Origin of the sequence: Streptomyces sp. NBC_01451, from assembly GCF_036227485.1 — a bacterium.
GTDB lineage: Bacteria > Actinomycetota > Actinomycetes > Streptomycetales > Streptomycetaceae > Streptomyces.
The window spans coordinates 7,755,348-7,778,488 of the sequence record NZ_CP109479.1 but is presented as its reverse complement, the minus strand read 5'-3'; the positions used below and the strand labels follow the sequence as shown (position 1 = coordinate 7,778,488).

Below are 23,141 nucleotides of genomic sequence, written 5' to 3'. Positions count from 1 at the left end.
GATGCCGACAGCCCGATCAGCCCGGTCAGCCCGATCAGCCCGACCGCGGACCGTGCGTCCCGTCCTCTGGACGGGCTGGGCCGCGCTGGCGGCGGGCGCGGTGCTGTGCGTGCTCGGCTGGTACGGCGTCTCGGGAGAGCGGTTCGCCGAGCGGCAGCTGCCCTACCTCGCGTCCTGCACGGTCCCCGGCGCGGCGCTGATCGTCGCGGGCGCCGTTCTCCTCACCCACGGCCGTGACGCGCTCGCCGCGACCCGCGTGGAGGAGCTGTACGGCCTCCTGGTGACCGCCGGGCCCTCCGAGGCCGCCGGGGAGCCGGTCACCGCTCCCGTGGCTGTGAGCGGCCGTCTGCTGATGGTGCCGGGCGGCACCCTCTGGCACCGCGCGGACTGCCCGCTGGTCGCCGGGAAGCCGGAGGCGGTGCCCGTGGACGGCAAGCTCCTCGCGACCGGCGAACTGGACCCCTGCCCGATCTGCGAGCCGGACTCGGCGGACGACTGACCGATGTCCTCCCTGACGTACGACCTCACCCTCGCGGGCCTCTCGGTCGGCAGCGCGGCGGCGCTCACCGGGATCGGCCTGATCGTCACGTACCGCGCGACCGGCGTGCTGAACTTCGCGCACGGCGCGATCGCGATGGTGTGCGCGTACGCGCTGCGGGAGTGCACGGTCGAGTGGGGCTGGCCGCTGTGGCTGGGCGCGCTGGTGACGCTGTGCGTGCTCGCCCCGGCGATCGGCATCGCCCTGGAGCGGTTCGTGTTCCGGCCGCTCGCCGTCCTGGGCGGCGATCCGGCGCGGACCCTGGTCGCGTCGATCGGCGTGTTCGTGCTGCTGGTGGGCGGGGCCGCGCTGCTGTGGGGGCCGGGTGCGCGGGCGGACGCGCCGGAGCTGGTGTCGGCGGATCCCTGGGGGCAGTTGGCGGTGGTGCTGGTGCTGTCGGCCGCCGTGGGCGCGGTCACGCGGTGGACGCGGTTCGGGCGGGAGCTGCGTGCGGTGGTCGACGACCGGCGGCTGGCGGTGCTGAACGGCATCGACGCCGACCGGGTGGCCGCGGCGGGCTGGGCGTTCGGCTCGTTCACCGCCGGCCTGACGGGCGTTCTGCTGGCTCCGTACGTCCGGCTGGACCCGTACGGCATGCCGCTGCTGGTGCTGGAGGTGGTGGCCGTCGCCGTGGCCGCCCGGATGCGCAGCATTGCGGTGGCGGTGCCGGCCGCCCTGGGGGTGGGGGTCGCCCAGAGCCAGCTGACGCGTCTTCACCCGACGGGCTGGGCGCAGCCCCTGCTCCAGTCTGTCGGCGCCAACCTGTTCGTGGTCGCGCTGCTGGTCGCGGCCCTGGTGCTGCCGGGCATCGGCACCCGTGACGCGCTCCCGCGCGCGGCCGCGGCCCACCCGCCGGCACCACCGGCCCCGTCGGCCGCGTGGATCGTGGCGGGGGTGCTGTTCCTGCTTCCGCTGGGCTTCGCGGGCCAGGACCTGCATACGGCGGTGCAGGTGCCGGCCCTGGGTGTGGTGCTGCTGTCCCTGGTGGTGGTGACCGGCCGGGGCGGCCAGATCTCGCTGGGCCAGGCCGCCTACGCGGGTCTGGGCGCCCTCTTCACGGCCCTGCTGGCGGCGGGCCGCTTCCCGGGCCTGCCCCGCCTGCCGGAACCGGCCGCCCTGGCCCTGGCGGTGCTCCTGGTGGCTCCCCTGGGCCTGTTGACCGGCCGGCCGGCGATCCGCCGCCACGGTCTGGCACTGGCGCTGGCCACGTTCGCGGTGGGCGTCGGGGTCAGCCGCTTCGTCCTCACCCAGCCGTACGCCGTCTCGGGCCTGACCGTGAACCGTCCGGCGGGCTTCGGGGGCGACCGCGCCTACTACGTGCTGGAACTGGCCCTGCTGGCGGGCGCGCTGCTGGCCACCCGGCTCCTGCGCACGGGCCGGACGGGCCGGGCCCTGGCCGCGATGCGGGACCACGAGCCGGGCGCGTCGGCGGCGGGAGTGCGGGTCCCGTCCCTGAAACTGCTGGCCTTCGTCACGGGCGCCGCCCTGGCCGCCCTCGGGGGCGCCCTGCTCACCATGGGCCTGCGGGCCTTCGACCCCGGCGCGTTCGACCCCGTGCGCGGGCTGCTGTGGTTCGCCGCCGTGGTGGTCCTGGGCGCCGACAGCACCCTGGGCGCCCTGCTGGCCGCGGCCCTGCTGGTGGGACTGGACGCGGGGACCCGGGGCGGGGTGGCGGCGGCCCTGATCGGCGTTCTGGCGGTTCTGGCGGGCCGGTTCCCGGGCGGCCCGTACGAGGCCCTGCGCGCGGCGACGAGACGCCTGCGTCCGGAGCGGGAGGCGCGGCTGACGCCGTTGGGGACCGCTGTACGGGAGCGGCTGCGGGGCGAACGCGCACGACCGACCAGCGGCCCTCCCCCGCCCTCTCCGTCTCCCCCGCCGCCTCCTCCCCGGACCACCCCTCCCCGGCACTTCCGCTCCCCCTCGCCGTCCCTCGCCCCGCTCCTGCGCGCGCGTGGACTGCACGTCCGCTACGGCGGTTTCACGGCTCTCGACGGGGTGGACCTCGACGTCCGGCCGGGCCGGGTCACCGCGGTCGTCGGGCCCAACGGGGCCGGGAAGAGCACCCTGTTCCACTGTCTCGCCGGAACCGTGCGCCCCACGCGCGGGCAGGTGTTCTTCGGGGCGCGGGACGTCACACGGCTCGCCTCCCATGCCCGTACCCGGCTCGGTGTCGCGCGGACCTTCCAGCAGCTGGCCGTCTTCCCGTCGCTGACCGTGGCCGAGAACGTCCGTGTGGGCGCCGAACAGGGCCGTGTCCGCGATCCGGCGGCGGTGGAACGGGCGCTGCGGCTCCTCGGGCTCGACGGAGAGGTACGGGCGCTGCCCGCGGCCGGCCTGCCGACAGGCACCCTGCGCCGCGTCGAACTGGCCCGCGCGCTCGCCGGAAGCCCGCGCGTCCTGCTCCTCGACGAACCCGCCGCCGGGCTCGACACCGCCGAGGTCACCGCGCTGGCGCGGGTGCTGCGTGCCCTCGCCGCCGACGGCACCGCCCTGCTGGTCGTCGAGCACGACCTCGACCTGGTCGCCGGCCTGGCCGACGAGGTCCACGTGCTGACGGCGGGCCGGATCGTCGCGTCCGGACCGCCCGGCCGGGTCCTCGCCGCCCTGGAAGCGACGGTGGGCCGATGATTCTCTCCCTGCGGCACGCGCGCGTGCGGTACGGCCCGCTGGAGGCCCTGCACGGCGTCTCCCTCGACGCGCCCGGTCCGGGCATCACGGTCCTGCTGGGCCGCAACGGCTCCGGCCGTACGACCGTCCTGCGCGCCCTCGCCGGAGCGGTACCCCTGTCGGGGGGCGCGGTGGTGTGGGACGGGGTCGACGTGACCCGTGTGCCCGCGTACGAGCGGGCCCGCCGTGGACTGTGCCTGGTGCCGGAGCGGCAGGCCGTGTTCGGGTCGCTGACCGTCCGGGAGAACCTGGAGCTCGGGCTGGGCGATCCCGCCCCCGCGCTCGACGCCTACCCGCGGCTGGAGCCCCTGCTGGCGCGCCGCGCGGGCACCCTCTCCGGCGGTGAGCGGCGCATGCTCGCGCTCTCCCGCGTCCTGTCGGCACACGCACGCGTGGTGCTGGTCGACGAACCCGCGCAGGGCATGTCACCGGCGGTCGCGGCCCGCACGTACGAACTGCTGAACGCACTGGACGCCTGCGTGATCGTCGCCGAGCAGCGGCTGCCGCCGGTCCTGCACGGCCGTCGGGCTCTCGTGTACGAACTCCGCCGGGGCACTGTGGTGTTCGGTGGGGAGACGGCCGAACTGGCCGGCCCCTCGGGATGACCGGCGGCAGGACGACGGCGTGGAACACCGGTGCCCCACCCGGTCCTGGGACCGGGTGGGGCACCGTGCCCGAAGCAGGGGGAGCGGCTCAGAAGTCGAGCCTCTGTCCGGGCATGATCAGGTCGGGACTGTCGCCGATGACAGCCTTGTTGGCGGCGTAGAGGTGCTGCCAGGTGGTGGTGTACCGGGCGGCGATGCCGCTCAGGGTGTCGCCCGCGCGGACGGTGTAGTCGCCGCGGGACGAGCTGCGGCCGACGTGGGCCGTGGAACGCTCCGGTGCCTTCGACGGAGCCTTGGACGCGGTGGACTCGCCGGAACCGGTGGTCTTCCCCGCCGACTGCCCGGTGGACGGCTTGGCCGACTTCTTCGTCGGCTTGCTCGACTTGGTGGTGGCCGAACCGGAGCCCGAGTCGGAGCCCGACGCGGCGGGAGCGCTCCCGGAAGCCCCGGCGCGTGCCGAGCAGGTGGGCCACGCGCCCCAGCCCTGGGCGCCCTGGACCTTGGTGGCGACGGCGATCTGCTGGGACCTGCTGGCCCCGTCGGCGGTGGGCGCGTAGGCCGTGCCGCCGTAGGCGCGCCAGGTGCCGGCGGAGAACTGGAGTCCTCCGTAGTAGCCGTTGCCGGTGTTGATGTGCCAGTTTCCGCCGCTCTCGCACTGGGCGATGCGGTCCCACACCCCGCTGTCCGCCGCCGCGGCGTTGCCGGTCGCGGCCAGCAGGCCGAGCGGAGCGAGCAGTGCCGCTCCGGCGAGGACCGCCGTCTTGCGCGTCTTGCGGGTGTAACTATCGGCACACTCGGACATGTAGATCCCTCTCCACAGACCCGGGCTCCCCCTGACCGGGACGCGTCGGCCACGCATGAACGCGGTCGGCACGCCTCCGCCCCGTCCGTCGGCGGTGGTGCTGCGCGGTGTCTGGTTCTGCGCGGCCGACGGACGTACCCGAGCGGTGCTAGGTGCACACGGCGGAGGAATCTATGGAGCCTGACGAGCCGTTATCAACCAACTGCCTGTTGTCCCAGGCCAGTTCATGGTTACCTCCGGTATCAACGAATTCAGGCCACCCACTTCATACGTTCATTTCCTGATTTGTCGACCAACTACTCGGACAAACTGTGAGTCAGTTCACCAAACCAACTTCCGTAACCTGTCCGTTACTTGACATGGAGTGTCCGATTCCGTACCCAGTGTGACCGTCCGTACGGGGCGGTTCGAATCTGTTCGCCGTGCAGCGTGACCCCTGACACAGATCGCCGTTGTCCTCTTCATGAGCCCGGACTGTCCGGGCCCACCGGCCGGGGGCGACCCGGTCTCGCCACGCACCGCATCCCGAGGGAGCCACCCGTGCCGCGCATGCTCGATGTCAGCGACGAGGTCCGCGCCGAGATCGGCGACGAAGAAGCCGACCGTCTGCTCGCCGGCGACAACGCCCCGGGCAGTTACGACTGCACGTCCTGCCGCACGCCGGGCGACTCCGCCCAGGAGCGCACCAGCACCGTCCTCTTCATCGGGGACGAGACCGCCGTCCTCGCCTTCGCCCACGCGGGCTGCCTGCCCTCGCAGGTCGTCCAGGTCACCGAGGAGCAGCTCCAGGGCGCGGTCCGCTCCATCAACGCCGACGAGGAGGCCCCGATGGCCGCACCCGAGCAGGCCGTACTGGGCGTCACCAGCGGACTGGTCCTGATCGAGGGCGAGTTGCACCCCGCCCTGGTCGTCGAACCGACCGCCCCGATCGTCCGCCCCGGCGCGACCGGCGCAGGCGACGACTTCCTGCCGCTCCTCATCGAGCAGGGCTTCATGCCGCTGACCGAGCTGACGGAGGTGCCGCCCGTGCTGCACGGCTGGTCGGTGCTGCTCGCGGCGGGCCAGCTGCACGCCGTACTCCAGCCGGGCCCGAACGGCGGTTCCGCGGTGGCGTGGTGGCAGGCGCACCAGCCTCTCCAGGTCACCGAGAGCTGGCGCGCCGCCGCCAACAAGCACCAGCAGGTGCTGATGTTCGCGGCACCGGTCGGCTCGATCGGCCGCCAGCCCCGCGAGGACCTGCTGCGGGACGCGCTGGACAAGGCGGCGGGCATCGGCAAGCTGGTCGCCAGCGCGTTGCCTCTGGCGGGAACGTGAGCACCTTGCCTCCGGCAGGCACGCGGGCGCTGTAGACCGGGGGTGGTTCGGCACGGTGGCGACTCACGGTTGAGTGCTGGCTGGTCGCGCAGTTCCCCGCGCCCCTGAAGGGGCGCTCGCGCGCCCTGCAAAACACGTCGTCGGCCGCATCCGATGCGCGGTGGGGTCGTTTGGACGTACGTGCACACCTATGACGTCCCCCGCCGCCAGTCCTACCAGCCGATCCCGTCCGCGCGGTCGACCCAGGACTACCCCAGCGGCCCATCGGCCACGCCGATCTACGACTCGCTCTACGCCGAGTACGGCAAGTCCTTCCGCTCGCTGCCGGGCGACCGCAGCGGCGAGGACGACCTGGACTTCTCGGCCTTCGGGACCAGCCCGAACGGCCTCACTCCGTACGGCGGCTCGTACGGCCCGGGCACGGGCTCGTACAGCGCCTACAGCGCGGGGGCGTACAGCGCGCGCAACGGCGGCCAGGTCGGCGGGCAGCAGTCCGTGTGGCAGCGGGTCGGCCAACTCGACGCGCAGCAGGGACAGCAGACGGCGACCCCGACCGCCGTCTGGCCGACGGGCGGACGGCAGCAGCACTACACCGGGATGACCCACATCCCGGCGGCGCTGCCACCGGGCCCCCGCCGGGGTGTGTGACCACGACCCGCGCACGACCTGCACGTGACTGAGGGCGGCTCCGGATCGGAGCCGCCCTCAGTCACGTACGGGACGTACGACCGCTACTTCTTCCGGCCGCGCTTCTCGCGCACCCGGACCGAGATGTGGATCGGCGTGCCCTCGAAGCCGAACTCCTCGCGCAGGCGGCGCTCGATGAAGCGGCGGTAGCCGGCCTCGATGAAGCCGGAGGCGAAGAGCACGAACCGCGGCGGCATGGTGCCCGCCTGGGTGCCGAACAGGATGCGCGGCTGCTTGCCGCCCCGGACCGGGTGCGGGTGGGCGGCGACCAGCTCGCCGAGGAAGGCGTTCAGCCGGCCCGTCGGGACCCGGGTCTCCCAGCCGGCGATGGCTGCCTCGATCGCCGGGACCAGCTTCTCCATGTGGCGGCCGGTGCGCGCCGAGACGTTGACGCGGGGCGCCCACGCCACCTGGGCGAGCTCGGTCTCGATCTCCCGCTCCAGGTAGTAGCGGCGCTCCTCGTCGAGCGTGTCCCACTTGTTGTACGCGAGGACGATCGCCCGGCCCGCGTCGACGGCCATGGTGACGATCCGCTGGTCCTGGATGGAGATGTTCTCGGAGCCGTCGATCAGGATGACCGCGACCTCGGCCTTCTCCACGGCGGCGGCCGTGCGCAGCGAGGCGTAGTAGTCGGCTCCCTGCTGGAGGTGGACACGCTTGCGGATGCCCGCCGTGTCGATGAACTTCCAGGTGACGCCGCCGAGTTCGATCAGCTCGTCGACCGGGTCACGGGTGGTGCCCGCGATCTCGTTGACGACGACGCGCTCCTGGCCCGCCACCTTGTTCAGCAGCGAGGACTTGCCGACGTTCGGGCGGCCGATGAGGGCGATGCGGCGCGGGCCGCCGACCCCGGCGCCGAAGGTCTGCGCGGGCGCCTCGGGCAGCGCCTCCAGGACGGCGTCCAGCATGTCGCCGGTGCCGCGGCCGTGCAGCGAGGAGACGGGGTGCGGCTCGCCGAGACCGAGGGCCCACAGGGAGGTGGCGTCGGCCTCGCCGCTCGGCCCGTCGACCTTGTTGGCGCACAGGACGACGGGCTTGCCGGCCTTGCGCAGCAGCCGGACGACCGCCTCGTCGGTGTCGGTCGCGCCGACCTTGGCGTCGACGACGAAGACGACCGCGTCGGCCGCCTCGATCGCGTACTCGGCCTGCGCGGCCACGGAGGCGTCGATACCGAGGACGTCCTGCTCCCAGCCGCCGGTGTCGACGACCTTGAAGCGCCGCCCGGCCCATTCGGCCTCGTAGGTGACGCGGTCACGGGTGACGCCGGGCTTGTCCTCGACGACGGCCTCGCGGCGCCCGATGATGCGGTTGACGAGCGTCGACTTGCCGACGTTCGGCCGCCCCACGACGGCGAGCACGGGCAGCGGCCCGTGCCCCGCCTCGTCGAGCGCGCCCTCGATCTCCTCGGGGTCGAAGCCCTCCACCGCGGCGAGCTCCATGAACTCCGCGTACTCGGCATCGCCAAGCTCTCCGTGCTCGTACTCTCCCGAGCTCTCGGAGGGAATGTGGTCGTTCATGAAGTCCGTACCTCGTTCATCGTGGTGATCGGTGGAACCTCCCGGTATCGGGTGATCCACTACTGAAACCGCTCAAGTACTCAAGTGTCGCTCAGCGCTCAGCGGGACGCCCGGCGTTTTCCTGCCGCCCGGTGAGCCGTCTGGCGTTCTCCAGGTGCGCGGTGAGCTGCTTCTGGATGCGTACGGTCGCCTCGTCCAGCGCCGCGCGCGTACGCCGCCCGGTGCCGTCGCCCGCCTCGAACGGGTCACCGAAGACCACGTCGACGCGGCTGCGCAGCGGAGGCAGCCCCTTTATCAGCCGGCCGCGCCGGTCGGTGCTTCCCAGGACGGCCACGGGTACCACCTTCGCACCGCTGCGGACGGCGAAGTAGGCGAGCCCGGAACGCAGCGAGGCGAAGTCGCCCTCGCCGCGGCTGCCCTCGGGGAAGATCCCGAGGACCCCGCCCCTGGCCAGCACGCCGAGGGCCTGGGTGATCGCCGCCCGGTCGGCGGTCGAGCGGTCGACCTCCAGCTGGCCGGTGGCGCGCATGAAGGTGGCGAGCGGGCCGATGAACGCCTCCTTCTTGACCAGGAAGTGCGACGCCCTGGGGGCCACGCCGATGACCATCGGGCCGTCGATGTTGTGCGAGTGGTTGACGGCGAGGATCACCGGGCCGGTCGCGGGGACCTTCCAGGCGCCCAGGACGCGCGGCTTCCACAGCCCGTACATCAGGCCGACACCGATGCGCCGCCCGACCTCGGCACCCCGCTCGGTGGGCATCTCAGCCGCCTTCGGCACCTTCGACGGCTTGGCCGGAGCGCTCACTTCGCGTCCCGCTTCTCCTCGACGAGGGTGACGACGCACTCGATGACCTGCTGCAGGGTCAGCTCGGAGGTGTCGACCTCCACCGCGTCGTCCGCCTTGGCGAGCGGCGAGGTCTTACGGCTGGAGTCGGCCGCGTCCCGCTTCAGCAGCGCCTCACGGGTGGCGTTGACGTCGGCCCCCTTCAGCTCACCGCTGCGGCGGGCGGCACGCGCCTCCGGGGAGGCGGTGAGGAAGATCTTCAGGTCGGCGTCGGGCAGCACGGTCGTCCCGATGTCACGCCCCTCGACGACGATCCCCTTCTCGGCGGACGCGGCGATGGAACGCTGCAACTCGGTGATCCGGGCACGCACCTCCGGAACGGCGCTCACCGCGCTGACCTTGGAGGTGACCTCCTGGGTGCGGATCGGGCCGCCGACGTCGGTGCCGTCGACGGTGATCGTCGGGTTCTCCGGGTCCGTGCCGGAGACGATCTCGGCCTTGCCGGCCGCGTCGGCGATCGCGGCGGGGTCCGTGATGTCGATCCCGTTCGTCACCATCCACCAGGTGATCGCCCGGTACTGAGCCCCGGTGTCCAGGTAGCTCAGCCCGAGCTGCGCGGCAACAGCCTTCGACGTGCTCGACTTGCCTGTGCCGGAGGGCCCGTCAATGGCGACAATCACTGCGGCGCGATCCACTGTGGAGGCACCTTCCTGGTCCGGGGTGGTGGGGCGGGGGGCACTGGGTGCCCCGGACAAGGTTACTGGGTGCGAGTCACTCGTCCGGCCGCACACCATCAGCCCGTCCTGCGTTTGAGGACGAGGCCCCCTCAGCGCCGAAGCGGGCGTCTGGGGGCGGCAGCCCCCCGTCGAGGACCACACCGGCACCGCTCCCCTACTGCCGAATCGCCCAGCCCCGCTCCCGCAGCGAAGCCGAAAGCACCGGCGCGGCCTTCGGCTCCACCATCAACTGCACAAGCCCCGCCTGCTGCCCGGTGGCGTGCTCGATGCGCACATCCTCGATATTGACGCCCGCCCGCCCCGCGTCGGCGAAGATCCGGGCCAGCTGCCCGGGCTGGTCGTCGATGAGAACCGCCACGACCTCGTAGACCAGCGGAGCGGACCCGTGCTTGCCGGGCACCCGGACCTGGCCGGCGTTTCCGCGCCGCAGGACGTCCTCGACCCCGGAGACCCCTTCGCGGCGCTTCGCCTCGTCGGAGGACTGGAGGGACCGCAGCGCCTGAACCGTCTCCCCCAGGTCGGCGGCGACGTCCGTGAGGAGGTCGGCGACCGGCCCCGGGTTGGCGGAGAGGATGTCGATCCACATGCCGGGGTCGGACGCGGCGATCCGGGTCACGTCCCGGATGCCCTGCCCGCACAGCCGTACGGCCGCCTCCTCCGCGTTCTCCAGCCGCGCGGCGACGATGCTGGAGACCAGGTGGGGCATGTGGGAGACGAGGGCCACGGCACGGTCGTGGGCGTCCGCGTCCATGACGACGGGGACCGCGCGGCAGTGCGAGACCAGTTCGAGGGCGAGGTTCAGGACCTCGGTGTCCGTGTCGCGGGTCGGTGTCAGCACCCAGGGGCGGCCCTCGAAGAGGTCGCCGGTCGCGGCCAGCGGGCCGGACTTCTCGCGGCCGGACATGGGGTGCGAGCCGATGTACGACGCCAGGTCGAGGCCCAGGGCCTCCAGCTCGCGGCGCGGGCCGCCCTTGACGCTGGCCACGTCGAGGTAGCCGCGCGCGACACCCCGGCGCATCGCGTCGGCGAGGGCACCGGCCACGTGCGCGGGCGGCGCCGCGATGATCGCGAGGTCGACCGGCCCCTCCGGCGCCTCGTCCGTACCGGCGCCCAGCGCGGACGCCGTACGGGCCTGCTCGGGGTCGTGGTCGGCGAGGTGGACGACGACGCCGCGCGAGACGAGGGCGAGCGCGGCGGACGTACCGATGAGGCCCGTGCCGATGACGAGTGCGGTTCTCACTGGGCGATGTCCTTGCGCAGGGCCCCCGCGGCACCGAGGTAGACGTGCGCGATGTCCGCGCGGGGCAGGTCCGACTCGATGTGCGCGAGGATCCGGACCACCCGTGGCATCGCGCCCTCGATGTCCAGCTCCTGGGCGCAGATCAGTGGTACGTCGACGATGCCGAGCTTGCGGGCCGCGGCGGCCGGGAAGTCGCTGTGCAGGTCGGGGGTGGCCGTGAACCAGACGCTGATCAGGTCGTCCGCGGTGAGGCTGTTGCGTTCCAGGACCGCGGTGAGCAGCTCGCTGACCCGCTCGTCCATGTGTCCGGCCTCGTCCCGATCCAGTTGGACGGCGCCCCGGACCGCTCGTACCGCCACGGTGATGCTCCTCGCTGATGTACGTGTGCGGAGCCCATCCACGTGTTCGGATCCACCCGGATCCGCGGATCGGCTCTTGATCCGTCCAGCCTAGTCAGCCCGTGCGGAACGGACGCGCGGCGCCCGCCCGCTGAGACGCGCCGCACGACTCGGACCCGCTTCGGACCCGGCCTTGTCAATGTCACCCGATTCGCCCCAATCCGCGAGTTGGAGCGCGAACACGCCCATGCGCTCTGGACGCGGGGGCGCGGGTCCGCTCTGATAGCAGGAAACTCGCCTCGGGGGAGGCCCGATGAAACGCACCGGACCGCTTTTCACACTGCTCGCGGGACTGTTGTTGGCCCTGTTCATGCTGTCGCTCAACGCGACGACCGGGACGAAGCCGGCGTCGACGTCCCGGGCCGATTCACCCGCCGACAAGGTGTCACCGTCATCGGCGCCCACCGGTTCGAAGGCCTCTCCGTCTCCTTCCCGGCCCGCGACCCCGTCGGCGTCGCCCACCAAGGCTCCCGCACCGAACGCCGACTACGCGGGCCGTACGGACGACGACTCCTCCGCGGTGTCGGTCTCACTGCGCGACGGCAGGGCGATCGCGTACTTCTGCGACGGCCGCGACAAGGAGTCGTGGCTGAAGGGCGATGTCGAGGCCGACGGTTCCATGAAACTCACCGGCGACGGCGGCTCCGTACTGAACGGCACCCTCAAGGGCAGGAGCATCCGCGGCACCGTCGACATCGAGGGCGGGCACTACGCCTTCACCGCGGACAAGGCGGTCAAGCCGTCCGGGCTCTACCGGGCGACCGCGACCGTGCGGAACGCCAAGGTCGACGGCGGCTGGATCGTGCTGTCCACAGGGGAGCAGGTCGGCATCCTCAAGCGTGACGGCAAGCCCTCCCCCGCGCCCCGGATCGACCCGGAGACCGGCGCCGTGACGATCGACGGCCAGCGGCTGACCGCCCGCCCGGTCACACCCTGACAGCCCACTCATCGCAGGGAGCCGAACATGACCGTGGACCCGAACGCCGCAACCCAGAGCTTCCCTCCGCGTCCGCCGGCCCCCAGTGCCCCTAGCGCGGCCCGCTACCTCGTCCCGGCGCTCGTCGCCGCCGCCGTGGCGGTGGGCCTGGGGGCGTACGGCAAGGTCCACGACCCGGAGGGCACCGCCTTCAACCTGGCCGGGTTCAGCAGCACGAGCGCCGTGAAGTCCTGGCTCGCGACGACGGCGTTCGCCTTCGCGCTCGTCCAGGTCGTGTCGGCGCTGATGGTGTACGGGAAGCTGCCGGGCCCCGGCTGGTCGGCGACCCTGCACCGCTGGTCGGGACGGATCGCGTTCCTGGTGGCGGTTCCGGTCGCGGTGCACTGTCTGTACGCTTTCGGATATCAAACATACGATTCCCGCGTGATGTGGCATTCCCTCCTGGGATGCTTTTTCTTCGGCGTTTTCAGTGCAAAGATGCTGCTGCTCCGCTGGGACCGGCTGCCCGGCTGGCTGCTGCCCGTCATCGGCGGACTGGTCTTCACCGCCCTGACGATCCTCTGGCTCACTTCCGCCCTCTGGTTCTTCCGCAACTTCGGAGTGACGACATGACGCAAGGCCCGACGCGACGCACGATCCTCCTCGCGACGGGCGCGGCGGCGCTCACGGCGGGATGCAGCGAGTACGGCAACGAATCCGCGTCCCCGTCGGCCTCCGCCGGCTCTCCGGGCCAGGAGCTGGCCACCACGGCCGACATCCCGGTGGGCGGCGGCAAGATCTTCAAGGACGAGCAGGTCGTGGTGACACAGCCCAAGGAGGGCGAGTTCAAGGCCTTCACGTCGATCTGCACGCACCAGCAGTGCCCCGTGGCCAACGTCAAGGGCGGCACCATCAACTGCACCTGCCACGGCAGCAAGTTCAACATCACGGACGGTTCGGTGGCCAACCCGCCGGCGACGCAGCCGCTGGCCGAGAAGAAGATCACGGTGGCGGGAAATTCGATCCGCCTGGCGTGAGGTTCCCACGTAGTCTCCCGGAATGCGCCCGCATACCGACTCCGAGGGCTCCAAAGACTCCAGGGACTCCAGGGACACCGAAGGCCCTGAGACCCTGGTGCGCGACCACACCGTCTACGCCTGTGTGATGGGTTCGCGCGCCTTCGGACTGGCGACCGACGGCAGCGACACGGACCGGCGCGGGGTGTTCCTCGCGCCCACTCCCCTGTTCTGGCGCTTCGAGAAGCCGCCCACGCATGTGGAGGGCCCGGCGGAGGAGCAGTTCAGCTGGGAGCTGGAACGCTTCTGCACACTGGCTCTGCGGGCCAACCCGAACATCCTGGAGTGCCTCCACTCCCCTCTCGTGGAGTACGCCGACGACACGGGGCGCGAACTCCTCGCCCTGCGCGGGGCGTTCCTCTCCCGCCAGGCGCACGGGACGTTCGCGCGCTACGCGCTCGGCCAGCACAAGAAGCTGGAGGCCGACGTGCGCGTCCACGGCGCCCCTCGCTGGAAGCACGCGATGCACTTGCTGCGCCTCCTGATGAGCTGCCGCGACCTGCTGCGCACGGGCACGCTGACGATCGACGTCGGCGACGAGCGCGGCCCGCTGCTGGCGGTGAAGCGGGGCGAGGTGCCGTGGCCGGAGGTCGCGTCCCGGATGATCCGCCTCGCGGCGGAGGCCGAGGACGCGTCCCACCGCAGCCCGCTCCCCGAGGAGCCCGACCGCCGACGCGTCGAGGACTTCCTCGTCCGCGCCCGCCGCGCCTCAGCCCGCCAGGCGGACCCGTACGACGAAGTCGTGCAGGGCGTCCTGCACGGCGGGAGCATCCGGCAGCCCTGAGGCGGCCTGCGCCTCGTCCAGCACCCGGTGCAGCCGCTCCACATCGTCCGCCACACGCGCGTGGTCGACACCGGCCGGCCCGTGCTCCCGCTCCGCCTTGGCCGCGACCAGTTCCGGCAGATACGCCGGGGCCTCGCCGATCTCCCCGACCAGCGTGGGCAGATGGGCCTGCACCTCGCCGCCGCGCATCAGCTGAACGCCGGTGAGCAGCGCACGGAACGTGTAGAGCAGCGGCTTGAGTTCACCGCTCCTCTCGAAGAGCCGCCACTGAGTGACCGCGAAGCCCCGGTAGTGGTGGGCGTGGTGACCGGTGAGAACCCCGGGGGCGAGCGCGGCGAGTTCGCGATGGGTGTCGCTGGTGTGCACGACCAGCGGGGACAGCAACTGCTCCAGCACATAGCCGTTGCGGCGCAGCATCAGCCGTACGAACTTGCGCAGGTCGTGGGTGACGAGGTCCAGCTCGACACCGTCCCGCACCCACATCCGCGACCGGGTCTCGGCCGGCTCCCGGAGCCCGACCAGGTCGGCGGCCGGCAGCAGATGGACGCCCCGGAGGTCCACGTCCGAGTCGCGGGACGGGAAGCCGTAGAGGTGGGCGCCCGACACGGTGGCGAACAGCACCGGGTCGGGCTGCTCGGCGACCACGGACGCCAGATCGAGATCGGGGAGGTCCGCGAGGCCCGGCGCGTCATTCATCCGTCAAGCGTCCCAGAGCGCGCCCAGCGTCTGAAGGTCACCCCCGTACTCGATGCGGTCCGCCCAGCGGGTCGGCCAGGCGTCGGTGCCGTGGTGGGCGCCGGCGAAGGCTCCGGTCAGACAGGCGATCGAGTCCGAGTCGCCCGAGGTGCAGGCGGCCCGACGCAGGGCCGTGAGGGGCTCGTCGGGGAAGAGCAGGAAGCACAGCAGGCCGGTCGCCAGGGCCTCTTCGGCCGTCCAGCCGGCGCCGGTGGCGAGGCAGGGGTCGTCCTCGGGCGAGGCGGTGCGGACGGCGAGCCGGAGCCGGTCCAGGATCGCCAGGCACTCGTCCCAGCCGCGGGCGATGAAGTGCTCGGGGCTCGGATCGTGGCCGTGCGTCCACAGGTCGCCCAGCCAGCGGTGGTGGTAGCGGCTACGGCTCTCGTGCGCGTATGCACGGAGCAGGGTCACCAGTTCGACCGGCTCGGCACCCTGGGCGAGCAGCCGTACGGCGTGTGCGGTGAGGTCGGACGCGGCCAGGGCCGTCGGATGGCCGTGGGTGAACGCCGCCTGCAACTGGGCGGCTCCGGCGCGCTGTTCGTCGCTCAGGCCCGGGACGAGGCCCACAGGCGCCACCCGCATGTTCGCCCCACAGCCCTTGGAGTCGATCTGGCTGGCCTCCTGCCAGGGCAGCCGCTCGTTCTTGAGCAGGTTGCAGGCGACCATGCAGGTGTGGCCGGGTGCCCGGTTGTTGTCCGGTGACTGGAACCAGTTGACGAACTCCTCGCGCACCGGCCGTTCCATCCGCAGCGGAGCGAGCAGCCCCCGGTCCGTCGCCGTACGCAACCCGTGCGCGAGCGCCAGCGTCATCTGGGTGTCGTCGGTGACGATCGCTGGCGTGGGCAGCTCCATGTGCCGCCAGGGACCGTACGCGGCGAGGATCGACGGGATGTCCTTGAACTCGGTCGGGAAGCCCAGGGCGTCGCCGAGCGCGAGCCCGATCAACGCCCCACTGGCGGCGCGCTTCCTGACGGTCGTGGTGGTCATGCGGGGCGTCCTTCCGGTGACGACGGAGACGATGACGAACGAGAGGGTGCCGAAGGAGAGGGCGAGGGCGAGGAGCGGGGTGAGGCGGGCGACACCGCCGTGGTCGGGCGCAGCAGCGGCGGGTGCAGGGTGTCCGCGGTGCCCGCGCGGTACAGCGCGGCCGGTTTGCCCCGGCCGCCGGTGAGACGCGCGGCGCCCGGTACCGGTTCGACGAAGCCCGGGGTGGCGAGCACCTTGCGGCGGAAGTTGGGCGGGTCGAGCGCGGTGCCCCACACGGTCTCGTAGACCTGTCGCAGCTCGCCGAGGGTGAACTCGGGCGGGCAGAAGGCGGTCGCGATGCAGGAGTACTCCAGCTTGGCGCCGACCCGGTCGTGGGCGTCGGCCAGGATGCGGTCGTGGTCGAAGGCGAGCGGCCCGAGCGCGTTGTACCGCAGCCACTGGGCCTGTGCCGCGTCCCCGCCGCCGTGCGGTTCGGGCGCGTGCGGCAGCAGGGCGGCGAAGGCGACGGAAACGACCCGCATTCTCGGGTCGCGGTCGGGTTCGCTGTAGGTGCGCAGCTGCTCCAGGCGCAGCCCGGAGGCGTCCGACAGGCCGGTCTCCTCGGCGAGTTCACGCCGGGCCGCGTTCTCCGCGGACTCGTCGGGCAGGACGAAACCTCCGGGCAGTGCCCAGCGGCCGGCGTACGGCTCGTGGCCGCGCTCGACGAGCAGCACGTGCAGCGCGCCCGCGCGCAGGGTCAGGACGGCCAGATCGACGGTGACGGCGAACGGTTCGAAGGCGTACTTGTCGTACCCCTCGGGAGCCCGGCCCCGCGCCGTTCCGTTCACAGGTGCGGTCATGCCCGCCCACCCCCTTCACGGCCACTCTTTATGGTCACCATGACCAATAGTCATACCGACTATAAAGAGCCCGGCCGGGCCGCACAACCCTTCTTGACGACTCCCCTACGCAAAAAGCCCCTCAGTGACCCCTCAAGCGCCCGGGAGGGCCATGAGGCCCCGGGGGGCACCCGATGCCCTCCAGGGCGGCCAGGAGCGCTTCAGTGACCTTTCTGGGGACACAAAAGCGGCCGGCCCCGGAAAGATCCGGGACCGGCCGCCGACGACAGCACTCGGCGCGGGCGCTGAACGCGCCGCGCGTCTACAGATCGACTTCCTGCATCAGCATGCCGACCTCGGTGTTGGACAGGCGGCGCAGCCAGCCCGACTTCTGGTCGCCCAGGGTGATCGGACCGAAGGAGACGCGCACCAGCTTGTCGACCGGGAAGCCGGCCTCCGCGAGCATGCGGCGCACGATGTGCTTGCGGCCCTCGTGGAGGGTGACCTCCACGAGGTAGTTCTTGCCGGTCTGCTCGACAACCCGGAAGTGGTCCGCACGGGCGTACCCGTCCTCCAGCTGGATGCCGTCCTTGAGCCGCTTGCCCAGGTCGCGCGGGATCGGGCCCACGATGTGCGCGAGATAGACCTTCTTCACGCCGTACTTGGGGTGGGTCAGCCGGTGCGCCAGCTCACCGTGGTTGGTGAGCAGGATGACACCCTCGGTCTCGGTGTCGAGCCGGCCGACGTGGAAGAGCCGCGTCTCGCGGTTCGTCACGTAGTCGCCGAGGCACTGCCGGCCCTCGTTGTCCTCCATCGTGGAGACGACGCCCGCGGGCTTGTTCAGCGAGAAGAACTGGTACGACTGTGTGGCCACCGTCAGCCCGTCGACCTTGATCTCGTCGTGCTCGGGGTCGACGCGCAGCCCCTGCTCCACCACGATCTCGCCGTTGACCTCGACGCGCGACTGCTCGATCAGCTCCTCGCAGGCCCGCCGCGAGCCGTAGCCCGCGCGCGCCAGGATCTTCTGGAGCCGCTCGCCCTCCTGCTCGGCACCGGGGAACGTCTTGGGCAGCTTGACGTCCTTCTTGTCGGCGTACCGCTCCCGGTTGCGCTCCTCGGCCCGCGCGTCGTACTCACGGGAGGTCGCCGGGACCCAGCGTCCCCGGCCGGTGCTGTTCTGGCCCTGCCTGGGCCCGCCCTTGGCACCGCCGCGCGCGGAGGCACCGCGCCCGGACTTCGGACCGTCCGGAGTCGCGGCCGGCCCCACGTCGTAGCGGCGCTCCTCGGGACGCGGCTTACTGGGACGGCCCTGGGCCTGGCCCTGACCCTGGCCTGGGCCCTGACCGCGCCCCTGGGCCTGCCCGCGCCCCTGGCCCTGGCTCTGACCACGTCCCTGACCCTGGCCGCGCCCCTGGCCCTGGCCGCGCCTGTCGCCCCCGCCGCTGCCGGCGCCGCGAGAGTTACCGCGCCCGCCACCGCTCTTGCCGCCACCGCTACCGCTGCCGCTACTGCTTCGCATCAAAATTCCGTCTGGTCGTCTGCGTCGTCTGCACCCGGAGCATCGGGAGCATCCGGATCGAACGACGGAACACCTTCCTGCGTCTCGGCCTCGATCGCGTCCGCCTCCGGAAGGAAGGGTGCGAGCTCCGGGAGTTCGTCCAGGCCTCGCAGGCCCATCCGCTCCAGGAAGTAGTTCGTCGTCGTGTACAGGATCGCACCTGTTTCGGGTTCCGTGCCCGCCTCCTGGACCAGACCGCGCTGCAACAGGGTCCGCATGACCCCGTCACAGTTGACTCCGCGGACGGCCGAGACCCGGCTGCGGCTGACCGGCTGCCGGTACGCGACGACCGCCAGCGTCTCCAGCGCCGCCTGGGTGAGCCGGGCCTGCTGCCCGTCCAGCACGAAGCCCTCGACGGCCGCCGCGTACTCGGGCCGGGAGTAGAAACGCCAGCCGCCGGCGATCAGCCGCAGCTCGAAACCCCGCCCCTGGACGGTGTACTCGTCGGCCAGCGCGCGCAGGGCGTCCGCGATCTGCCGCCGGGGCCGCTGGAGTATCTTCGCGAGGTGTTCCTCGGTCGCGGGTTCGTCCACGACCATGAGGACGGCCTCCAGAGCGGGCCTGAGATCGAGATCGGCGACGGTCCGCAGCCCGTCCGTCACCTCGGCTGTCTCCTCGCTCACGCCTTCTTCTCCTCCTTCGCCGGCTCCGGCGGCCGGTCGAACTCGTCGGTGACCGTCGGCTCCCGATCACCCTCCCCGCCCGTCCAGCGCACCACCAGCTCCCCGAGGGCGGTCTCCTGGTCCAGGGTGACGGCCTTCTCCCGGTAGAGCTCCAGCAGGGCCAGGAAGCGCGCGACGACGGTAAGCGTGTCGTCGGTGTCCTCGACGAGGTCCTGGAAGGTGGCCAGGCCCAGCACCCGCAGCCGCGCGACCACGATCTGGGCCTGCTCCTGCACGCTCACCAGGGGCGCGTGGATGTGGTCGACGTACACCTGCGGCCTCGGCCTGGGCTGCATCGCCTTCACGGCGAGCTTCGCGAACCCCTCCGCCCCGATCCTGATGACGACCTCGGGCAGCAGTTCGGCGTGGTGCGGTTCCAGTCCGACGGTACGGGGATAGCGGCGGGCCTCGTCGTCGAGACGGCGGCTGAAGATGTCGGCGACCTGTTTGTACGCCCGGTACTGGAGCAGCCGCGCGAACAGCAGGTCACGCGCCTCAAGGAGGGCCAGGTCGGCCTCGTCCTCGACCTCGGCGGCGGGCAGCAGCCGAGCGGCTTTGAGGTCCAGCAGGGTCGCCGCGACGACCAGGAACTCGGTCGTCTGGTCGAGATCCCAGTCCGGCCCCATCGCCCGGATGTGCACCATGAACTCGTCGGTCACCTTGGAGAGGGCGACCTCGGTGACGTCGAGCTTGTGCTTGGAGATCAGCTGGAGGAGGAGATCGAAGGGCCCCTCGAAGTTGGCGAGCCGGACCTTGAAGATCCCGTCGTCGGCTTCGTCGTCGTCGGATTCGCCGTCATCGGGTTCGTCCGCCGCGGCGGGCTCGACAGCCTCGGCAGGCTGTTCCGGCGCGGATTCCGGCTCCGCCGGTGGAACCGGGGCCTCCGGTACTTCCCCGGCCCCGGCGACAACGCCCGCCGGCTCCTCGCCCGAAACCGGCGGCGCGCTCCCCGGACCCCGCCCCAGCACACGCCGACGACCGGCGGAGCCGGGGCCTGGGGCAGGGGCGTCGTTCGAGGTCATGGCCCAGGCAGGCTACCGCTAGCGCCCGCGCAACCGTCGTACGAGGATGCTCGCGTCGCCGCGGGACTCCAGATCCGCGAGGACCACCGCGACGGCCTCGCGCACGATCCGCCCGCGGTCGACCGCGAGCCCGTGTTCGCCCCGCAGCACGAGACGCGCGTGCTCCAGGTCCATCAGCTCCTCGGCGGAGACGTACACCGTGATCTTCTCGTCGTGCCGCTCGCGCCCGCTGGGCCGCCGCGAGGGGGCCCGTCCGCGCTTGCGGGACGCCGAGACCGACTGCGGTGACGGCCCCTGCTGCCCGGAGGCAGAACCTTCCTGCTCGCCCTGGCGACGCATCGGGCGCTCCGCGGTGGCACCCCGGCTGCGCGACTCCCCGGCGTCGGCGGAGTCCGTGCCGGCGGCGACATGCTCGTCGCCGGCGCCGTCACCGCCCTGGACGGGCACCGAGTGCGGCGCGTCCTCCGCGGCGGACCCGTCGCTCTCCCCGGCGGGGGCGGGCACCCGGGCCTCACCGTTGGTCTGGCGCCTGGGACTGGACGACTGGAGCGCCATGCCCCCGGTGGTGCGGAACAGCTCGTCGGCCCCCGGCAGACTCACTCGGCGTGACACCGGGCGAGCACCTCCCTGGCGAGCTGGCGATAGGCGGCGGCGCCGACGGAGTTCGAGGCGTACGTGGTGATCGGCTCGCCGGCGACCGTGGTCTCCGGGAAGCGGACCGTGCGCCCGATGACCGTGTGGTAGACGTGCTCGTCGAAGGCCTCGACGACCCGTGCGAGCACCTCACGGCTGTGCACCGTGCGCGAGTCGTACATCGTGGCCAGGATCCCGTCGAGCTCCAGCTCCGGGTTCAGCCGCTCCTGGACCTTCTCGATGGTCTCCGTCAGCAGCGCGACACCGCGCAGCGCGAAGAACTCGCACTCCAGAGGCACTATCACCTTGTGGGCCGCCGTCAGGGCGTTCACGGTGAGCAGGCCGAGCGAGGGCTGGCAGTCGATCACGATGTAGTCGTAGTCGGCCATGAGCGGCTTCAGGGCGCGCTGGAGCGTCGACTCGCGCGCGACCTCCGACACCAGCTGCACCTCGGCCGCGGACAGGTCGATGTTGCTCGGCAGCAGGTCCATGTTCGGGACCGCCGTCTTGAGCAGGACCTCGTCCGCGGACATCCCCCGCTCCATGAGCAGGTTGTAGACCGTCAGGTCGAGTTCCATCGGGTTCACGCCGAGGCCCACGGAGAGAGCACCCTGCGGGTCGAAGTCGACCAGCAGGACCCTGCGTCCGTACTCCGCGAGCGCGGCACCCAGGTTGATGGTCGACGTCGTCTTGCCGACGCCGCCCTTCTGGTTGCACATCGCGACGATCGTCGCGGGTCCGTGACTGGTCAGCGGACCCGGGATCGGGAAGTACGGCAGCGGGCGTCCGGTGGGACCGATGCGCTCGCGGCGCTGACGGGCCGCGTCGGGCGCGAGCGTGGCCGCGTACTCCGGATCGGGCTCGTACTCGGCGTCGGGGTCGTAGAAGTGCCCGTCGGGCAGTTCGTCGTAGTCGGCGAAGTGGTTGTGGACCCCGCCACTACCGTCGCCGGCCATGGCGTTCACGTGATGGCCATCCATGCTCATGTGTCCTGGCTGGGTCACCCCGGACGTCTGGTGACCCTGATGGGCTGCGAAGGTGCGGACCGCGACGGAGCCGACCGCCGCGAGCCCTACGGGGCCCGATTCCCGCGCCGGCATTCCTGGTTGACCACCCCCGGGAGTAAATGTCGACTCATTCACAAGTCGTCTTACCTCCTTGGTGACCAGGAAACTTCTCGATAGGTCAGCGTGGCACCATGCCGACGGTTGGCGACTCTATGGCGTGTCGGCCGTTCGCAGCAACACAATCCGCCGGACCCGGCCCGATGTGTCGGCAATGAAACATCCCTCTGTCAAGGGCGTACGGCCGTCGCACGGCAGGGTTCACCGGTGCGCGAATCGGTTGAAGCGTTACGTTCGAGGCGAGTTGAACGAGTTTCGCAAAGTGACCATACACACATCCGGCCGGACCCTGTCCGACAAGGTCCGGCGGGGTGCGGGGCGTTGACGATCCCTGTTGACGTATCGCCTTTTACCCGCTGATGACTTGGTCGTTTAGTCGACCGGGAGCACCTGCGAAGCAGCCAGGAAGGTCAGCCGAGCAGTGCATCCAACTCCACGTGCTCCAGGCCGTGCGCCTCCGCGACCTCGCGGTAGACGACCTTGCCGTCGTGGGTGTTGAGACCCCGGGCGAGCGCGGGATCACGGCGCAGGGCCGCCACCCAGCCGCGGTTCGCGAGTTCCACGATGTACGGCAGCGTGGCGTTGGTGAGCGCGTAGGTCGACGTGTTGGGCACCGCGCCGGGCATGTTGGCGACGCAGTAGAAGACCGATCCGTGGACCGGGAAGGTCGGTTCGGCGTGGGTCGTGGGGCGTGAGTCCTCGAAGCAGCCGCCCTGGTCGATCGCGATGTCGACGAGAACGCTCCCCGGCTTCATCCGCGACACCAGTTCGTTGGTGACCAGCTTCGGGGCCTTGGCGCCGGGGATGAGCACCGCGCCGATGACGAGGTCGGCGTCCAGGACGGCCTTCTCCAGCTCGAAGGAGTTGGACATGATCGCCCGGACCTTGGTGCCGAAGACCTTGTCGGCCTCGCGCAGTTTGTTGATGTCGCGGTCGAGCAACGTGACGTGGAAGCCCATGCCGACGGCGATCTGCGTGGCGTTCCAGCCGGAGACGCCGCCGCCGATGACGACGGCCCGCGCGGGCTGCGTACCGGGGACGCCGCCGGGGAGCACGCCGCGTCCGCCGACCGAGCGCATCAGGTGGTAGGCGCCGACCTGCGGGGCCAGCCGGCCGGCGACCTCCGACATCGGGGCGAGCAGCGGCAGGGCGCGACCGGGCAGCTCGACGGTCTCGTAGGCGATCGCCGTGGTGCCGGACCCGACGAGGGCGTCGGTGCACTCCTTGGACGCGGCCAGGTGCAGGTAGGTGAAGAGCGTCTGGTCCTTGCGGAGGCGGTGGTACTCCTCGGCGATGGGCTCCTTGACCTTCAGCAGCAGGTCGGCGGCGGCCCACACCTCGTCGGCCGTCGCGAGGATGCACGCGCCGGCGGCCACGAACTCGTCGTCCGTGATCGAGGAGCCGACGCCGGCGTTCCGCTCGATGACGACCTGGTGGCCGTGGCGCACCAGCTCGTGCACACCGGCGGGGGTGATGGCGACGCGGAACTCGTTGTTCTTGACCTCGCGGGGGATGCCGACCTTCACGTCGATCACGG

The 23,141-nt window shown here is 71.7% G+C and carries 24 protein-coding genes; 9 read left to right on the top strand and 15 right to left on the bottom strand.

All coding sequences use genetic code 11. The features are described 5' to 3' along the window. Position 1: 1 nt before the first annotated feature. The 3 genes from OG595_RS34280 to OG595_RS34270 are packed head-to-tail and all read left to right on the top strand — an operon-like array spanning position 2 to position 3,810. A complete protein-coding gene (locus OG595_RS34280) occupies positions 2 to 499 on the top strand; it encodes a hypothetical protein (RefSeq protein ID WP_329278872.1) in 498 nt (165 codons plus the stop codon). A 3-nt stretch (positions 500 to 502) separates the two neighbouring features. Beyond that, on the top strand, positions 503 to 3,166 hold the full coding sequence (locus tag OG595_RS34275) for an ABC transporter permease subunit (protein WP_329278870.1): 2,664 nt from the start codon (positions 503 to 505) through the stop codon (positions 3,164 to 3,166). Further along, positions 3,163 to 3,810 carry an ABC transporter ATP-binding protein gene (locus OG595_RS34270; protein ID WP_329278868.1) on the top strand — a complete coding sequence of 216 codons (648 nt, stop codon included), beginning with the start codon at positions 3,163 to 3,165 and terminating at the stop codon, positions 3,808 to 3,810. Before OG595_RS34275 ends, OG595_RS34270 begins: the two co-directional genes overlap by 4 nt. A gap of 88 nt (positions 3,811 to 3,898) precedes the next feature. Here OG595_RS34270 and OG595_RS34265 read toward each other — a convergent pair whose 3' ends face one another. Continuing rightward, positions 3,899 to 4,612, bottom strand: coding sequence for a transglycosylase family protein (locus OG595_RS34265; protein ID WP_329278865.1), 714 nt, complete (start codon positions 4,610 to 4,612; stop codon positions 3,899 to 3,901). A gap of 540 nt (positions 4,613 to 5,152) precedes the next feature. On the opposite strand from OG595_RS34265, the gene OG595_RS34260 reads away from it, so the two are divergent. Continuing rightward, positions 5,153 to 5,926, top strand: a complete 774-nt coding sequence (locus OG595_RS34260) for a hypothetical protein (protein ID WP_189151711.1) — start codon at positions 5,153 to 5,155, stop codon at positions 5,924 to 5,926. A gap of 180 nt (positions 5,927 to 6,106) precedes the next feature. Then, a complete protein-coding gene (locus tag OG595_RS34255) occupies positions 6,107 to 6,574 on the top strand; it encodes a hypothetical protein (RefSeq protein WP_329278862.1) in 468 nt (155 codons plus the stop codon). Between the two features lie 83 nt (positions 6,575 to 6,657). Here the strand turns inward: OG595_RS34255 and der are convergent, their stop codons facing one another. The 5 genes from der to aroH form a co-directional block, all read right to left on the bottom strand. After that, a complete protein-coding gene (der, locus tag OG595_RS34250) occupies positions 6,658 to 8,130 on the bottom strand; it encodes a ribosome biogenesis GTPase Der (protein WP_329278860.1) in 1,473 nt (490 codons plus the stop codon). A 91-nt stretch (positions 8,131 to 8,221) separates the two neighbouring features. Next, positions 8,222 to 8,974, bottom strand: a complete 753-nt coding sequence (locus tag OG595_RS34245) for a lysophospholipid acyltransferase family protein (RefSeq protein WP_329278858.1) — start codon at positions 8,972 to 8,974, stop codon at positions 8,222 to 8,224. Then, positions 8,932 to 9,609, bottom strand: a complete 678-nt coding sequence (cmk, locus tag OG595_RS34240) for a (d)CMP kinase (protein ID WP_329278856.1) — start codon at positions 9,607 to 9,609, stop codon at positions 8,932 to 8,934. The genes OG595_RS34245 and cmk overlap by 43 nt, the downstream gene beginning before the upstream one ends. A gap of 196 nt (positions 9,610 to 9,805) precedes the next feature. Continuing rightward, a complete protein-coding gene (locus OG595_RS34235) occupies positions 9,806 to 10,891 on the bottom strand; it encodes a prephenate dehydrogenase (RefSeq protein ID WP_329278854.1) in 1,086 nt (361 codons plus the stop codon). Continuing rightward, positions 10,888 to 11,250, bottom strand: a complete 363-nt coding sequence (gene aroH, locus OG595_RS34230; protein WP_189151717.1) for a chorismate mutase — start codon at positions 11,248 to 11,250, stop codon at positions 10,888 to 10,890. The genes OG595_RS34235 and aroH overlap by 4 nt, the downstream gene beginning before the upstream one ends. Positions 11,251 to 11,542: 292 nt before the next feature. On the opposite strand from aroH, the gene OG595_RS34225 reads away from it, so the two are divergent. The 4 genes from OG595_RS34225 to OG595_RS34210 are packed head-to-tail and all read left to right on the top strand — an operon-like array spanning position 11,543 to position 14,065. Continuing rightward, positions 11,543 to 12,226 carry a hypothetical protein gene (locus OG595_RS34225; protein WP_329278851.1) on the top strand — a complete coding sequence of 228 codons (684 nt, stop codon included), beginning with the start codon at positions 11,543 to 11,545 and terminating at the stop codon, positions 12,224 to 12,226. A 27-nt stretch (positions 12,227 to 12,253) separates the two neighbouring features. After that, complete coding sequence (locus tag OG595_RS34220; protein WP_329278848.1) at positions 12,254 to 12,838, top strand: DUF6529 family protein; 585 nt, start codon at positions 12,254 to 12,256, stop codon at positions 12,836 to 12,838. Next, entirely contained in the window at positions 12,835 to 13,242 is a 408-nt protein-coding gene (locus tag OG595_RS34215; RefSeq protein WP_329278846.1) for a Rieske (2Fe-2S) protein, read from the top strand. Before OG595_RS34220 ends, OG595_RS34215 begins: the two co-directional genes overlap by 4 nt. A 22-nt stretch (positions 13,243 to 13,264) precedes the next feature. After that, positions 13,265 to 14,065, top strand: a complete 801-nt coding sequence (locus OG595_RS34210; protein WP_329278844.1) for a nucleotidyltransferase domain-containing protein — start codon at positions 13,265 to 13,267, stop codon at positions 14,063 to 14,065. On the opposite strand, the gene OG595_RS34205 is transcribed toward OG595_RS34210, so the two are convergent. The 9 genes from OG595_RS34205 to ald form a co-directional block, all read right to left on the bottom strand. Next, on the bottom strand, positions 13,991 to 14,761 hold the full coding sequence (locus OG595_RS34205) for a nucleotidyltransferase domain-containing protein (protein ID WP_329278842.1): 771 nt from the start codon (positions 14,759 to 14,761) through the stop codon (positions 13,991 to 13,993). The two genes, OG595_RS34210 and OG595_RS34205, sit on opposite strands and share 75 nt — an antisense overlap. Before the next feature lie 3 nt (positions 14,762 to 14,764). After that, positions 14,765 to 15,787, bottom strand: a complete 1,023-nt coding sequence (locus OG595_RS34200) for an ADP-ribosylglycohydrolase family protein (RefSeq protein ID WP_329278840.1) — start codon at positions 15,785 to 15,787, stop codon at positions 14,765 to 14,767. Then, entirely contained in the window at positions 15,784 to 16,626 is an 843-nt protein-coding gene (locus OG595_RS34195; RefSeq protein ID WP_329278837.1) for an NUDIX hydrolase, read from the bottom strand. Before OG595_RS34195 ends, OG595_RS34200 begins: the two co-directional genes overlap by 4 nt. A 301-nt stretch (positions 16,627 to 16,927) precedes the next feature. Then, positions 16,928 to 18,124, bottom strand: coding sequence for a pseudouridine synthase (locus OG595_RS34190; RefSeq protein WP_329278834.1), 1,197 nt, complete (start codon positions 18,122 to 18,124; stop codon positions 16,928 to 16,930). Continuing rightward, positions 18,124 to 18,786, bottom strand: a complete 663-nt coding sequence (scpB, locus tag OG595_RS34185; protein WP_329278831.1) for an SMC-Scp complex subunit ScpB — start codon at positions 18,784 to 18,786, stop codon at positions 18,124 to 18,126. The genes OG595_RS34190 and scpB overlap by 1 nt, the downstream gene beginning before the upstream one ends. Beyond that, a complete protein-coding gene (locus OG595_RS34180) occupies positions 18,783 to 19,847 on the bottom strand; it encodes a segregation and condensation protein A (protein WP_329278829.1) in 1,065 nt (354 codons plus the stop codon). Before OG595_RS34180 ends, scpB begins: the two co-directional genes overlap by 4 nt. A gap of 18 nt (positions 19,848 to 19,865) precedes the next feature. Continuing rightward, positions 19,866 to 20,459, bottom strand: coding sequence for a hypothetical protein (locus OG595_RS34175; RefSeq protein ID WP_329278827.1), 594 nt, complete (start codon positions 20,457 to 20,459; stop codon positions 19,866 to 19,868). Continuing rightward, positions 20,444 to 21,580 carry a ParA family protein gene (locus OG595_RS34170; protein WP_329278824.1) on the bottom strand — a complete coding sequence of 379 codons (1,137 nt, stop codon included), beginning with the start codon at positions 21,578 to 21,580 and terminating at the stop codon, positions 20,444 to 20,446. The genes OG595_RS34175 and OG595_RS34170 overlap by 16 nt, the downstream gene beginning before the upstream one ends. A gap of 434 nt (positions 21,581 to 22,014) precedes the next feature. Next, positions 22,015 to 23,130, bottom strand: coding sequence for an alanine dehydrogenase (ald, locus tag OG595_RS34165; RefSeq protein ID WP_329283437.1), 1,116 nt, complete (start codon positions 23,128 to 23,130; stop codon positions 22,015 to 22,017). Positions 23,131 to 23,141 lie beyond the last annotated feature (11 nt).